Source organism: Streptomyces stoeckheimensis, from assembly GCF_045822005.1.
Classification (GTDB): domain Bacteria; phylum Actinomycetota; class Actinomycetes; order Streptomycetales; family Streptomycetaceae; genus Streptomyces; species Streptomyces stoeckheimensis.
In genome coordinates this window covers 6,352,744-6,367,094 of sequence record NZ_CP169550.1, presented here as the reverse complement: position 1 = coordinate 6,367,094, position 14,351 = coordinate 6,352,744, and the positions used below count along the sequence as shown (strand labels likewise).

12 protein-coding genes are annotated in these 14,351 nt (G+C 71.3%); 4 read left to right on the top strand and 8 right to left on the bottom strand.

Annotated features, from left to right (window positions below; genetic code table 11):
• Positions 1-34 precede the first annotated feature (34 nt).
• A complete protein-coding gene (locus ACE1OC_RS28840; protein ID WP_407839463.1) occupies positions 35-544 on the bottom strand; it encodes an HAD family hydrolase in 510 nt (169 codons plus the stop codon).
• A 159-nt stretch (positions 545-703) separates the two neighbouring features.
• On the opposite strand from ACE1OC_RS28840, the gene ACE1OC_RS28835 reads away from it, so the two are divergent.
• Complete coding sequence (locus ACE1OC_RS28835; protein WP_407839462.1) at positions 704-1,114, top strand: RidA family protein; 411 nt, start codon at positions 704-706, stop codon at positions 1,112-1,114.
• A 69-nt stretch (positions 1,115-1,183) separates the two neighbouring features.
• Here the strand turns inward: ACE1OC_RS28835 and ACE1OC_RS28830 are convergent, their stop codons facing one another.
• From ACE1OC_RS28830 to ACE1OC_RS28810, 5 genes are all read right to left on the bottom strand, one after another.
• Positions 1,184-2,191: a LacI family DNA-binding transcriptional regulator gene (locus ACE1OC_RS28830; RefSeq protein ID WP_407839461.1), complete on the bottom strand. Its 1,008-nt coding sequence runs from the start codon at positions 2,189-2,191 to the stop codon at positions 1,184-1,186.
• Entirely contained in the window at positions 2,188-3,804 is a 1,617-nt protein-coding gene (locus tag ACE1OC_RS28825) for a glycoside hydrolase family 13 protein (RefSeq protein ID WP_407839460.1), read from the bottom strand. The genes ACE1OC_RS28830 and ACE1OC_RS28825 overlap by 4 nt, the downstream gene beginning before the upstream one ends.
• Before the next feature lie 75 nt (positions 3,805-3,879).
• A complete protein-coding gene (locus ACE1OC_RS28820; RefSeq protein ID WP_407841708.1) occupies positions 3,880-4,755 on the bottom strand; it encodes a sugar ABC transporter permease in 876 nt (291 codons plus the stop codon).
• A 17-nt stretch (positions 4,756-4,772) separates the two neighbouring features.
• Entirely contained in the window at positions 4,773-5,831 is a 1,059-nt protein-coding gene (locus ACE1OC_RS28815) for a carbohydrate ABC transporter permease (RefSeq protein WP_407839459.1), read from the bottom strand.
• A 7-nt stretch (positions 5,832-5,838) separates the two neighbouring features.
• A complete protein-coding gene (locus ACE1OC_RS28810; RefSeq protein ID WP_250743614.1) occupies positions 5,839-7,113 on the bottom strand; it encodes an extracellular solute-binding protein in 1,275 nt (424 codons plus the stop codon).
• A 220-nt stretch (positions 7,114-7,333) separates the two neighbouring features.
• Between ACE1OC_RS28810 and ACE1OC_RS28805 the strand changes: the two genes are divergently transcribed.
• From ACE1OC_RS28805 to ACE1OC_RS28795, 3 genes are all read left to right on the top strand, one after another.
• Positions 7,334-8,980: a glycoside hydrolase family 13 protein gene (locus tag ACE1OC_RS28805; RefSeq protein ID WP_407839458.1), complete on the top strand. Its 1,647-nt coding sequence runs from the start codon at positions 7,334-7,336 to the stop codon at positions 8,978-8,980.
• A 26-nt stretch (positions 8,981-9,006) separates the two neighbouring features.
• A complete protein-coding gene (locus ACE1OC_RS28800) occupies positions 9,007-10,047 on the top strand; it encodes a LacI family DNA-binding transcriptional regulator (RefSeq protein WP_250743616.1) in 1,041 nt (346 codons plus the stop codon).
• A 126-nt stretch (positions 10,048-10,173) separates the two neighbouring features.
• Positions 10,174-11,079, top strand: a complete 906-nt coding sequence (locus ACE1OC_RS28795) for a phosphatase PAP2 family protein (RefSeq protein WP_407839457.1) — start codon at positions 10,174-10,176, stop codon at positions 11,077-11,079.
• 13 nt (positions 11,080-11,092) lie between these two features.
• Here ACE1OC_RS28795 and ACE1OC_RS28790 read toward each other — a convergent pair whose 3' ends face one another.
• On the bottom strand, positions 11,093-12,694 hold the full coding sequence (locus ACE1OC_RS28790; RefSeq protein ID WP_407839456.1) for an amidohydrolase: 1,602 nt from the start codon (positions 12,692-12,694) through the stop codon (positions 11,093-11,095).
• 54 nt (positions 12,695-12,748) lie between these two features.
• Positions 12,749-14,287, bottom strand: a complete 1,539-nt coding sequence (locus tag ACE1OC_RS28785; protein WP_407839455.1) for an APC family permease — start codon at positions 14,285-14,287, stop codon at positions 12,749-12,751.
• Between the last annotated feature and the right edge of the window lie 64 nt (positions 14,288-14,351).

Here is a 14,351-nt window from a genome sequence, read left to right as displayed (position 1 = left end):
CCATGGCCGAAAAGAGGCAACACCCAAGGCCAGATCACGGGCTGGCGGCTGCCCCGAGGAGACCGGGCAGTTTGCGCATGTCGTCGAAGATGACGGTGTCGGGGCCTTCAAGCCGGTGCGCGGGAGTCATTCCCCCGGCGTAGGCGAGTGCGCGCATCCCTGCGGCTCGGGCTGCTTGAAGACCGTATCGGCTGTCCTCAACCACGGCGCACGCTTCGGGCGCGATGCCCATCTGCTGTGCAGCGTGGAGGAACAGATCAGGTGCTGGTTTGCCGTGCTCGACCTCGGTGGCGCTGAAGATGCGGCGGTAGAGAGGTCTGAACTCCTCCTCCCAGTCGGCCGGCAGGCTGCGCCCGAGGTGGGCCTCTATCTCCTTCGTCATCGACTGGCTCGAGCGGCCCATGAACCGGTCGACGATCTCGGCTTCGGTGAGGTGCCACCCGAGTGTGGCCAGGACGACGGCGTCCAAGCGCACGGCGATGCGCTCGCTGTCGACCAGTACGCCGTCGCAGTCGAAGATGACGAGTTCAATCGGATGGCTCATCCCCGCAGACTAGGCGGGCAAGGCTCTCGTGCGGCTCCGTGTTGATGTTGTTCAGGGACTCCGGCCGCTCGTCCGGTCGAGAAACGGGTTCTGAGGCGGCGGGCTTGCCGGTGGGGAAATTGCGTGCGTGCCGGCACCACGCTGGGCAGACTCGCGGGCATGACTGAGAAGATCACCCGCATCAACCCCGAGCAGCTGCACGAGACGCCCGGCTACCACCACATCACGGTGGTGGAGGCAGGGCGTACGGCCTACCTGGCGGGACAGTGCCCGCTCGATCGGAACGGTGACCTCGTCGGTGCCGGTTCCGTCGAGACGCAGGTCGACCAGGTGGTCGCGAACGCACTCACTGCCCTGGCAGCGGCGAGTGCCCGGCCGCAGCACGTGGTGCGGTCCGTGATCTACGTGCGGAGCGACGAGAGGGACGTTCTCGGATCCGTATGGCGTCGGCTCACCGAGTCCGCCCTGGGGCCGGCGTTCACCACCGCCAGCACGCTCTTGGGCGTTGCCCAGCTGGGCTTTTCCGGACAGCTCGTCGAGGTGGACCTCACCGTGGCGCTGCCCGACTGACTTCGAACGACGCATCGAAGACAGCCGGCAGTCAACCCCCTGCCCCGCGGGCCCCTACCCCGCTGGCCCCTACCCCCCAGGTCCCTGCCCCGTGGATCCCCGGACCACCAGTTCCGGTTGGAAGACGTACTCCGTGCGCTGGACCGGGGTGCCTGCCACTGCCTCCAGGAGGGCGCCCACCGCTGCCGTGGCCATGGCGCGGACCGGTTGGCGGACCGTGGTCAGCGGGGGGTCCGTGAAGGCGATCAGGGGGGAGTCGTCGAAGCCGACCACCGAGACGTCCTCCGGGACGCGCAGGCCGCGTTCGCGGGCCGCCCGTATGACGCCGAGGGCCATCGGGTCGCTGCCGCAGACGATGCCCGTGCAGCCGCGGTCCAGCAGGGCTCCGCCCGCCGCGTGGCCGCCCTCGACCGTGAACAGGGTGCGCTGGATGAGGCCTTCGGAAGCCGCCGACGGGATGGCGGCGATGAAACCCGCCTCCTTGCGGGCCGAGGGGACGTAGCGCGTCGGGCCGATGGCCAGGCCGATCCTGCGGTGGCCCAGGTCTTCCAAGTGGCGGACCGCCATCTCCGCCGCCGCGCGGTCGTCCGGGGAGATGAAGGGGGCCTGGACCTGTTCGTTGAAGCCGTTGATGAGGACGAAGGGGACCCCCCGCGCCGCCAGCCGCTGGTAGCGCGAAGGGTCCGCCGAGGAGTCCGCGTGCAGGCCGGACAGGAACACGATCCCCGTCACCCCGCGCTCCTCCAGCTGCTCCACCAGCTCGTCCTCGGTGGCCCCGCCCGGGGTCTGCGTGCACAGCACCGGGGTGTAGCCGTGGCCGGCCAGCGTCTGCTCGATGACCTGGGCGAACGCCGGGAAGATGGGGTTGGTCAGCTCCGGGGTGAGGAGACCCACCAGGCCGTTGCTGCGCCGGCGCAGCCGGACCGGGCGTTCGTAGCCCAGCAGGTCCATGGCGGCCAGCACCTTGTGCCGGGTGCCGGACGCCACGCCCGCCTTGCCGTTGAGCACGCGGCTGACGGTCGCCTCGCTGACCGCGGCCTGCGCGGCGATGTCCGTCAGCCGCAGCGGGGAGGTCATCCCCGCCACCACACCGCCGTGTCGGCCGGCAGCTCCGACGGGTCGGAGAGGTCCCCGCTCGACAGCAGTACGGTGCCCGGCGCGGGCATCCGTACCGGCCCGTCCGTGGTGTTGACCGTGCAGGTGAAGTCCCCCCGGCGGAAGGCCAGGACGCCCGCCGGGGCCTCCAGCCACTCCACCGCGTCGCCCGCGCCCAGCTCCGGGTGCGCGCGGCGCAGGTGCAGCGCGGCGCGGTAGAGCTCCAGGGTGGAGGCCGGGTCGCCGGTCTGCGCGGCCACGCTCAGACCCGCCCACTCGGCCGGCTGGGGCAGCCAGCTGCCGCCTTCGCCGAAGCCGTACGGGGCCTCGGTGCCCGACCACGGGATCGGTACGCGGCAGCCGTCGCGCAGCCCGTCCTGCCCGGCGCCGCGGGCGAAGGCCGGGTCCTGGCGGGCGGCGTCCGGGAGGTCGAGGACCTCGGGGAGGCCGAGCTCCTCGCCCTGGTAGACGTACGCCGATCCGGGCAGGGCCAGCATCAGCAGCGCGGCCGCCCGCGCCCGGGCCAGGCCCTCGGCGCCTCCGCCGTACCTCGTGACGTGACGCACCACGTCGTGGTTCGACAGCACCCACGTCGTCGGCGCGCCCACCGGGCGCATCGCGTCCAGGGACTCGTCGATGGTGGCGCGCAGCGCCTGCGCGTCCCATCCGGTGTTCAGGTAGTGGAAGTTGAAGGCCTGGTGGAGCTCGTCGGGCCGCAGGTACATGGCCGTCCGATCGGCGCTCGGCGTCCAGGCCTCGGCCACGCCGATCCGGTCGCCGGCGTACTCGTCCAGCACCTTCCGCCAGGAGCGGTAGATCTCGTGGACGCCGTCCTGGTCGAAGAAGGGGAGCACCTGGTTGCCCAGCAGCTTCAGCTGCTCTCCCCGCCCCAGATCGGGCAGGCCGGGCGCCTTGACCAGGCCGTGGGCCACGTCGATGCGGAAGCCGTCGGCGCCGAGGTCGAGCCAGAACCGCAGGATCGAGCGGAACTCGTCCTGGACGGCCGGGTGCTCCCAGTTGAAGTCGGGCTGCTCGGGTGCGAAGAGGTGCAGGTACCACTCCCCGTCGGCGACCCGGGTCCAGGCGGGTCCGCCGAAGATGGACTCCCAGTCGTTCGGGGGCTCCGTTCCGTCCGCCCCCCGGCCCGGGCGGAAGTGGAAGCGTTCGCGCAGCGGCGTACCCGGCCCTTCGCGCAGTGCCTGCTTGAACCATTCGTGCTGGTCGGAGCAGTGGTTGGGGACCAGGTCCACGATGATCCGCAGGCCCAGTCCGTGCGCCTCGCGGATCACGGCGTCGGCGTCGTGGAGGGTGCCGAACATGGGGTCGATGGCCCGGTAGTCGGCGACGTCGTAGCCGGCGTCGGCCTGCGGGGAGGCGTAGAAGGGGCTGAGCCATACGGCGTCGACGCCGAGTTCCTTCAGGTACGGCAGTCGGCTGCGGATGCCTTCGAGGTCCCCCATGCCGTCCCCGTTGGAGTCGGCGAAGCTGCGCGGATAGACCTGGTAGATCACCGCTTCTCTCCACCAGCCGGGCAGGGTGCCGGTGGAGGTGGGGAGGCCGTCCAACGAGGTTTCGGCGGCGAGGTGCTGGGTCATGTCGTCCTTGGGGAGATCGGGCCGGGGGTGAGAGGGGGCAGGCATCGGGTGGTCAGCCCGTGCGCGCGGGGCTGGTCAGCCCTTGGTCGCGCCTGCCGTCATCCCGGCGACGAGGTGACGCTGGGCGAAGAGGAAGAAGAACGCCGCAGGGATGGCGATGAGGATGGAAGCCGCGCTCATCGCACCCCAGTTGGAGGTGTACTGCGTGACGAAGGTCTGCAGGCCGCCGGCCAGCGTCAGGTGCTCGTCGCCGACCATGAAGGCGGAGGCGTACGCGACCTCGCCCCAGGCGGTGATGAAGGCGTAGAAGCCGGTGACGGCGAGGCCGGGCTTGGCCAGCGGCAGGATGAGGCGCCAGAAGGTGCCGAAGGGGTTGAGCCCGTCGACGCGGCCGGATTCGTCGATCTCGACCGGGATGGTGTCGAAGAAGCCCTTCATCATCCAGGCGCAGAACGGCACGGCGATGGTGAGGTACGTGATCACCAGGCCGAGCGGCTGGTTCAGCAGCCCCAGGTCGCCCATGAGGTTGTAGAGCGGGACGATGAGGATGGCCATCGGGAACATCTGCGTGATGAGCAGGGTCCACATCAGCGGCTTCATTCCGGGGAACTTGAAGCGGCTGACGGCGTATCCGGTGGTGGCGGCGATGAACACCCCGAGGACGGTGGTGATGCCGGCGACCAGGACGGAGTTGCCGAACCAGGTGAGGAAGGAGGTCGACTCCACCAGGTAGCGGTAGTTGTCGAGGGTGGGTTCCTTGACGAAGTCCGTGGAGATGGCGTGCTTCGCGGGCTTGAGCGAGGTCAGCAGGATCCACAGCACCGGGAAGACGGCGATCACGGCGGCGACGGCCAGGGTGGCGTGCAGTCCGGCGGAGGCGAGCGGGGAGCGCTTGCCGCGGGGGCGGCCGGAGGCCGCCTTCGCGGAACCCACGGAACCCGCAGAGCTCACAGAGTTGGTCGTCACGGTCACCACACCTCTCCCTGCTTGCGCAGCGACCGCCGGTAGACCAGCGCGAACATCGTGAGCAGCAGGAGGATCAGTACGCCCCAGGTCGCCGAGACCGCGAAGTCGCGCGGGCTGGTCACGAACGCCTCGCGGAACGCCTGGGTCACCAGGATCTCGGTGGAGTCGCCGGGGCCGCCCCGGGTGAGCAGGAAGATCACCGGGAACATGTTGAAGGTCCAGATGGTGGAGAGCAGGATCACGGTCATGCTGACCGTGCGCAGTCCCGGCAGGGTGATGTGGCGGAACCGCTGCCAGGGGGTGGCCCCGTCCATCTCGGCCGCTTCGTAGAGCTCGCCGGGGATGGACTGCATGCCGCCGAGCAGGGCGACCATCATGAAGGGGACGCCGAGCCAGACGTTGACGGCGATGACCGCGATCTTCGCCCAGGTCGGGTCGTCGAGCCACGGGACGGCGGAGATGCCGCCGCCTTCGAGGATCTTGTTCAGGATGCCGTTGTCGCGGTTGAAGAGGAACCGCCAGGCGAAGACGGAGACGAATCCGGGGACGGCCCAGGGCAGGATGAGCGCCATCCGGTAGGCGGCGCGTCCCTTGAACTCGCGGTTGAGCACGGTGGCGAGGCCCAGGCCGAGCGCGAAGGTGACCGACACGCAGGCGACGGTCCACAGGACCGTCCACACCAGCCGCTGCAGGAACACGGGGTCGGCGAGGACGTCGGCGTAGTTGTCGAGTCCGACGAACTGGTACGTCGCCTCGATGTGGTTGACGCCGATGGTCCGGCTGACGTTGCGCTCGGTGGCGTCGGTCAGCGACAGGTAGATGCCGCGGACGAGCGGCCAGCCGATGATCACGCCGAGCACGAGCACCACGGGGGTGATCATGGCCCAGGCGTACCAGTGCGTGGCGAGGGCCCGCTTCAGCCCCGGGCGGTTGCTCCCGCCGGTCCTGTTGTCGGTCCTGCTGTCAGTCCTGCGGCTCCGGCCGCGGGCGGCGGGACCGGCGTCAGGACCGGTCTCGCTGCCCGCGGCCTTCGCCACCGACTGGCTGGTGTGAGCAGCCATGGTTTCGTTACTTCCAGCCCTTGAGGATCTTGCGGAATTCGGCGCCGGCGGCCTTGGCCGCGTCCTCCGGGCTCGATGCCCCGGTGATCGCCTTGGTGTATTCGACCTTGAGCGGCTCGAAGAGGGATCCGTTCTCCGGGATCCAGGCGCGCTCGACGGCCTTGTCCACGGCCGGCTTGAAGAACTGCACCATCTCGCTGGACTTGACGTCGGGCTGCTCGTAGGCGGCCGTCCGGGTCGGGAGCAGGCTCAGCTCCTTCGCGGACTGGACCTGCACCTCCTGCGAGGTCATGTAGTCGACGAAGGCGTTCGCTGCGGCGATGTTCTTGGAGCCCGCGTAGACGGCGAGGTCGTGGCCGCCCTGCGGGGCGCCCGCCTTGACGGAGCCGGCCGGGACGGCGGCGATGCCGAGGTTGGCCTTGTCCTTGAACTGGTCGCCCGCGTAGGTGTCGGCCACGGCCCAGGGGCCGTTGATCATCATCGCGGCCTCGCCCGTCTTGAAGGCGGTCTGCATGTTGGTCCAGCCGTCGGTGGCGTTGGTGATCGCCGCACCCGAGGTGACCAGGTCGCGGGCGGCCTTGAAGGCCTTGACGCCCGCGGCGTTGTCGACGGTGACCGTCTTGGTCTTCGCGTCGACGAGGTCGCCGCCCTCTCCGTAGATGAGGGGGAGGAACCAGTAGGAGTCGTCGCCGCGCAGGTAGAGGCCGGCCTTGCCGGTCTTGGCCTTGATGGCCGCGGCGGCGGTCTTCACCTCTTCCAGCGTCTTGGGGGGCTCGACGCCGGCGTCGGCGAGCATCTTCTTGTTGTAGAAGAGGCCCATGGTGTCGATGACCTGCGGGACGCCGTAGGTCTTGCCCTCGTACTTGCCGCTGGCCGCGGCCTGGGGCAGGAACTCGGTGTCGATCTTCTTGGCCGTCTCGGCCGGAACCTCGGCGAGGTAGCCGAGGGAGGCGAAGTCGGCGACCCAGCCCACGTCGGCGCGGATCACGTCGGGGGCCTCGGAGCCGCTGCTGAAGGCGTTCTTGACCTTGTTCTGCGCGTCGCCGTACGGGACGTTGACGTACTTGACGGTCACCTTGGGGTGCTTGGCGGTGAACGCCTCGGCGATCTTCTGGAAGGACGCCTTCTCGGCGTCGTTCGAGGTGTCCCACCACGTGACCGTGCCGGAGAGCTCCCCGTCGGCCTTGGCGCCGTCGCTGCCGTCCTTGGTGTCACCGCCGCAAGCCGTCGCCGCGAGCGCCAGAGCCGCGACCAGCGCGGTGGCCGCTATGCCACGCCGCATATGAACTCCTTCGATGATCCCGGCCGCGCCTCGCGGTTCCGAGTTGCCGAGAACGTAACAAGCCTGAAAGCCGACCGAAAGACCTTGCGGGAACTTTCTGCAAGAAGGGGTGATCGTTACATCCGTGTGTCCGTACGGTTGCCGCAGCTTGCTGTTAGTTCGAACCCTCTTCGACTGTCCGGGCCCGCAACCAGGGGGTGCGTACACGCGTTGACCCGATATGACCCACGAGTTGACCGCCTCCAGGCTTGCAAGCGCTTCCAGCAACGCCACCGCGAGCGGCGGCTGGTGGCGCGATGCCGTCATCTACCAGGTGTACGTCCGCTCCTTCGCGGACAGCGACGGCGACGGGATCGGGGACCTGCGCGGGGTCCGCGAGCGGCTGCCCCACCTGGCCCGGCTCGGGGTCGACGCGGTGTGGCTGACCCCCTTCTACGCCTCCCCCCAGGCGGACGGCGGCTACGACGTCGCCGACTACCGGGCCGTCGACCCGCTCTTCGGGGACCTCTCCGACGCCGACGACCTCATCCGCGCCGCGCACGCGCTGGGGCTGCGGGTGATCGTGGACGTGGTCCCGAACCACACCTCCGAGCAGCACGCCTGGTTCCGGGCGGCGCTGGCCGGGGAGCCCGGAGCCCGCGACCGCTACCACTTCCACCCCGGCCGGGGGCCCTGCGGGGAGCTCCCGCCCAACGACTGGGAGTCGGTCTTCGGCGGGCCCGCCTGGAGCCGGACCCCGGACGGCGCCTGGTACCTGCACCTCTTCGCCCCCGAGCAGCCCGACCTGAACTGGGAGAACCCGGAGGTCGCCGAGGAGTTCTCCGCCGTCCTGCGGTTCTGGCTCGACCTCGGCGTCGACGGGTTCCGGGTGGACGTGGCCCACGGCATGGTCAAGGCCCCGGGCCTGCCGGACATCGGCCGCGGCGCGCAGGCCACCCTCATCGGCATCGAGCCGCTCCCCTTCTTCGACCAGGACGGCGTCCACGCGATCCACCGCTCCTGGCGACGGCTGCTCGATTCCTACGAGGTCCCGCGCATCGGCGTCGCCGAGGCCTGGGCGCCCACCTCCGAGCGGCTCGCGCTCTACGTCCGCCCCGACGAACTGCACCAGGCCTTCAACTTCCGGTTCCTGAACTGTCCGTGGGACACCACCGCACTGCGCACCGTCATCGACGAGTCCCTCGCCGCCACCGCCTCGGTCGGCGCCCCGACGACCTGGGTGCTGTCCAACCACGACGTCGTACGGCACCGCACCCGCTACGGCAGCCTGGCCCGGGCGCGGGCGGCCGCGCTGCTGATGCTGGCCCTGCCCGGATCGGCGTACGTGTACCAGGGCGAGGAGCTCGGCCTCCCCGAGGTGACCGACCTCCCGGACTCCGCCCGTCGGGACCCGGCCTTCGCCCGGGGCGCCGGGCAGGACGGGCTGCGCGACGGCTGCCGCGTACCGATCCCGTGGTCCGGGGAGGAGCCCCCGTACGATTTCGGGCCCGCCGGGAGCTGGCTCCCGCAGCCGGCCGGCTGGGGCGGGCTCAGCGTCGCCGCGCAGACCGGCGACCCCCACTCCACCCTGGAGCTCTACCGCGCCGCCCTGGAACTGCGCCGCGCGATGCCGGGCCTCGGGGCGCCGGAGGCGGGGCTCCCGGAGACGGCCGGAGCCGGGCCCGCGGAGTCCGGGATGCAGTGGCTGCCCGCGCCCGAGGGGGTGCTGCTGTTCACCCGCCCCGGCTTCGCGTGCACGCTCAACACCCGCCCGGTCCCGCTCGAGATGCCCTCGCCCGGACGGCCCGTCCTGTCCAGTGCCCCGGTGGAGACGGACGGCCGTACCGTCCGGCTTCCCCCGGATTCGTGCACGTGGTGGTCATTGTGAACGTCCGACCGGTACAGTCCAATCCCGTGACCGCACGGCTAGCCGACATCGCAGCCCAGGCGGGGGTCAGCGAAGCCACAGTCAGCCGCGTGCTCAACGGCAAGCCCGGTGTGGCCGCAGGCACCCGTGAATCCGTGCTGGCCGCCCTCGACGTGCTCGGCTACGAACGCCCCGTACGGCTGCGCCAGCGCAGCGCGGGACTCGTCGGCCTGATAACCCCCGAGCTCGACAACCCCATCTTCCCGGCGCTGGCCCAGGTCATCGGCCAGGCGCTGACCCGGCAGGGCTACACCCCGGTGCTGGCCACGCAGACGCCCGGCGGGTCCACCGAGGACGAGCTCGTGGAGATGCTCGTCGAACGCGGGGTCTCCGGGATCATCTTCGTCTCCGGGCTGCACGCGGACACCACGGCCGACATGGGCCGCTACGACCAACTCCGCGGGCAGGGCGTCCCGTACGTCCTCATCAACGGTTTCTCCGACAAGGTGCAGGCCCCCTTCGTCTCCCCCGACGACCGGGCCGCGATGCAGCTCGCGGTGACCCACCTGACCGCGCTCGGGCACACCCGGATCGGGCTGGCCGTCGGACCCAAGCGGTTCGTGCCGGTGGTCCGCAAGATCGAGGGCTTCCGGCTGGGCATGAAGGAACGGCTCGGACTCGGCGAGGACGAGATCGAGGAGCTGATCCAGCACTCCCTCTACACGCTGGAGGGCGGCCAGGCCGCCGCGGCGGCGCTGATCGCGCGCGGCTGCACGGCGGTGGTCTGCGCGAGCGACATGATGGCGCTCGGCGCGATCCGGGCGGCCCGGCAGCAGGGCCTCAAGGTCCCGCAGGACGTGTCGGTGGTCGGCTTCGACGACTCCCCGCTCATAGCGTTCACGGATCCGCCGCTGACCACCATCCGCCAGCCCGTGCAGGCCATGGGCCAGGCCGCGGTACGGACCCTGCTGGAGGAGATCGGCGGTACGCCCGCCCCGCACAGCGAGTTCGTGTTCCTCCCCGAGCTGGTCGTCCGCGGCTCGACCGCGTCGGGCCCCCAGCAGGGCCGCGGACCCGCACGCCCCTGAGGGACGCCCCTGCCGTTTCCCCTAGGGACGTAAGGTCTCCGCTCGTCCCCGAGGCTGAGGGGCTGCGGCCAAGACCGTCCCAAGGGATGATCGAAGGCGAGTCCGCATCTGGCAGACTCTTTTCCTATGGGTGAAGCGAGCGTGAAGACACTGGATACCCGGACGGACGTCTCGTCACCCCCCGTGACCGAGAGCCAGGACCGCCCGGAGTCGTCCGAGCGTGCACTGCTCTCCAGGCTGCGCGCCCCCCGGCGACCCCGGATCTGGTTCGAGGTCCTGCTGATCGCGGTCAGCTACTGGACGTACTCGCTGATCCGCAACGCCGTGCCCGAGCAGAAGGCGGCCGCGCTCGCGAACGCCGACTGGATCTGGAGGGTGGAGCAGACGCTCGGCATCGCCGTCGAGGAGAGGATCAACCACGCCGTCAATTCGGTGACCTGGCTCGTGGTGGGCATGAACTACTACTACGCCACCCTCCACTTCGTCATGACCATCGGCGTGCTGGTCTGGATCTACCGCTTTCATCCCGGGCGTTACGCGGCGACGCGGCTCGTCCTCTTCGCCACCACGGGCGTGGCCCTGGTCGGCTACTACTTCTACCCGCTCGCGCCGCCCCGGCTGATGAACGGGCAGAACTTCATCGACACCGTGCTGGTCCACCACACCTGGGGCTCCATGGCCTCGGGCAACCTCAAGCACATGTCGAACCAGTACGCGGCCATGCCGTCCATGCACATAGGGTGGTCGCTCTGGTGTGGGCTGACGATCTTCGCGGTCGCCTCCGCCCCCTGGGCCCGGATCCTGGGCCTGCTCTACCCGACGGCGACGCTGGTCGTGATCGTGTCCACCGCCAACCACTTCTGGCTCGACGCCGTCGGCGGCATGCTCTGCCTGGCCTTCGGCTACGCCGTCTCCCGCTCCTGGTACGGGTCGCTCCCGCACCGGCTGCCGCGCCGGCCCGAGGAGACCGGCCGCCACCCGGTGGCGGCGGCCGTGCTGAACCTTCCGGCGCTGGGCCGCTTCCGGCGCTGAGCCCCCTACCGTCTCACCCCTCCCTGTGGGTGATGCGGCCTCCCGACATGGTGAGCCGGACCGGTGCCCCGGCCAGCTCGTCCGCCGGAGCGTCCACCGGGTCCAGGCCGAAGGCGGTCAGATCGGCCCGGAAACCGGCCGCGATCCGCCCCGCCACGTCTCCCTCCCCCGCCGCCAGCGCCGCGTGCGAGGTCATGCCCTCCAGCGCCATCAGCCCGCTCAGGGCCGCCCCGGTCCAGGCCCCCGTACCGGCCGAGGCCGCGCCGCGCGGGTCGCGGGCGGTGGCCAGGACCTGGCGGGCGTCGTAGTGAGCGATGGGCCAGTCGGAGCCGAGGGCGAGCACCGCGCCGGCTTCGCGCAGGTCCCGGCAGCGCCAGGCGCGGCCGGCCCGCTCCTCCCCCAGCCGCTTGGACCACTCGTCGCTGTGGTCGGCGCGGGTGTACGCGGTGTGCGGCGGCTGCATCGAGGCGATCACCCCGAGCTCCGCGAACCGCTTCAGCTGGCCGTCCGGGACCGTCTCGATGTGCTCGATCCGGTGCCGCATCCGGCCCCGCAGGCCCAGTGACTCCACGGTGTCCAGGACGTGCCGGACCGCCGCGTCGCCGATGGCGTGGGTCGCGGTGCGCACCCCGGCCGCGTCGAGGACCCGTACCGCCTCGGCGTAGGCCTGCGGGTCGGGCCAGAAGGCGTCGGTGCCCCGGCCGTGGCAGTCGGCGTGCTCCAGCCAGGCGGTGCCGCCCTCGACGGTGCCGTCCATGAAGAACTTGACCCCGCCGACCTTCCAGTGGCGGCCCGCGAGCCGCTGGAGCTCGATCAGCTCCTCCAGGTCCTCGCCGGTGGCTCCGGGCATGCACCAGGGCGCGAGGTTCAGCCGCAGCGGGAGATCGCCCTCGTACTCGGCGGTCGCGAGCAGGGCCGGTACGTCCCCGTCCCCGAGGTCCATGACGTGCGCGCCGGTCAGACCGGTGGCGGCCATGTCGGAGAGCAGCCCGGCGAGGCGTTCCCGGCGCTCGGTGTACGTGGGCTTCGGAGCGAGCGAGCCGACCAGTGCCATGGCGGCGTGCTCGACGAGGTGGCCGGTGGGCCGCCCGTCGGGGTCGCAGACGATTTCGGAGCGCTGGGCGAAGGCGCGCGGGCCGGTGATCCCGGCGGCGGCCAGGGCCGCGCCGGAGGCGAGCGCGGAGTGGCCGTCGTAGAGGCGCAGGAAGGCGGGGGCTCCGGCGAGGGCCTCCTCGATCAGGGCCTTGTCGACGGGACGGCCGCCGAAGGCGTTGTGGTCGAGGCCGAAGCCGGTGACCCAGCCGCCGGGGCCCCGGTCGGCGGTGCGCAGGGCGGCGCGGAGCTGGTCGAGGTCGGTGACGGCGGAGAGGTCCGTACCGGTCGCCATCTCGATGCCCCAGACGGGGTGGCTGTGGGCGTCGGTGAGGCCGGGGGTGAGGGTGGCGCCGCCGAGGTCGACGGTCTCGGTGCCGGGGCCGCGCCAGTCGCGGACGTCGGCCTCGTCTCCGACGGCGACGATCTCGCCGCCGAGGACGGCCACCGCGCCGGCCTCGGGGCGGGCGGGGTCGAGGGTGCGGACGCGGGCTCCGGTGAGGACGGTGTCGGCAGCGGGCACGGCTCTGCTCCTTGCGGGGGGGGCGGGCTGGTCGGGCTGTACGGGTCCTGCGGGCTACGGGGACACCACGGGCGCCGCGGACTCCCCCTGCGCCGCGGGTGCTGCGGGCGCCGCGGGCGCTGCCGGCACCGCGGGTTCCGCGGCCCCGGCCGGCTCCTCCGCGAACCGGGCGTAGACCTCGGGTCGACGGGTCTTCAGGCGCTGGGCGAGGGCGAGCCCGGCGAGGAAGACGGCGGGGACGAGGGCCACGAGGAGGGTGTTGACGGTGGTGGAGGCCATGGTGAAGAGGGCCACCTTGGAGATGACGAGGCAGATCGCGACGGCCAGCAGCACGGCGGCGGTGACGGGCGCGATCAGTGTCCGCCAGGGCCCCTCGTCGTGCCGGACGCGGCGGAAGTAGACGGGTACGGCGATGGCGGCGAGCAGCATCAGGGCCATGAGGCCGATCATGCCCGGGGTGTTCACCCAGAGCAGGAGCTGCTGGTACGGGTCGGCTCCGGCGAGGGCGAAGCCGAGGACGACGACGGCGCCTAGGGCGGTCTGCGCCGCGCCGGCGACGTACGGGGAGCCGTGGCGCGGGTGGATCCGGCCGAGGGCGGCGGGCAGGACGCCTTCCTCGGCGAGGGAGAGCGCGTACCGGTTGATGGCGTTGTGGAAGGCGAGGAGGGAGGCGAGGACGCTGGTGACGATGAAGACGTGCATCAGGTCGGCCGCCCAGGGGCCGACGTAGGTGGTGATGGCGGTGAAGAAGAGGCCGGCGGGGTCCGCGGCGGCCACGGCGAGGACTTCCTCGGAGCCGAAGGCCTGGATGACGGTCCAGACGATGAAGGCGTAGAAGAGGCCGAGGAAGGCGACGGCGATGTAGGTGGCGCGCGGGATGGTCCGGTCGGGGTCGCGGGCCTCGCGGCGGTAGATGACGGTGGACTCGAAGCCGGTGAACGCGGCGAAGGCGAAGGCCAGGACGGCGGCGGTGCCGGGGACGAGCACCGCGCCGGGGGCGAAGGAGCCGGCCGAGAGGCCGTGGGCGCCGCCGTCGATGAGCACGCCGCCCGCGAGCAGGACGAGGATCCCGGTCTCGGCGACGAGCAGGATGCCGAGCAGCTTGGCGCCGAAGTCGATGGACCGGAAGCCGCCGTACCAGATGAGGAGGAGGCCGGCGAGGGAGACGGGCAGCCAGGGGATGTCGAGGCCGGCGAGGGCGTGCCCGGTGTCGGCGGTGGTGGTGCCGAGGAGTCCGTAGACGCCGATCTCCATGCCGTTGTAGCCGATGAGGGCGAGCAGGGCGGCGCCGATGCCGACGCGCTTGCCGAGGCCGCGGGCGATGTAGGCGTAGAAGGCGCCGCCGCTGCGGACGTGGCGGCTCATGGTGGTGAAGCCGACGGCGAAGATCGCGAGGGTGAGGCCGGCGAGGAGGTAGCCGGCGGGGGCGCCGACGCCGCCGAGCAGGATCGCGACGGGGGCGACGCCGGCCATGACGGTGAGCGGGGCGGCGGCGGAGACGACGAAGAAGGAGATGTCGGCGGTCCCGAGCGCACCGCGGCGCAGGTCGGTTCCGGTTCTCGGCCGCTTCGGCGGCTCTGGCGTTTCGGGCATGCGGGAGCACCCTTCTGCGAACGGCAGGCGGCAGGGAGTCAAAAACCTAAAGGCTTTCGGTTTG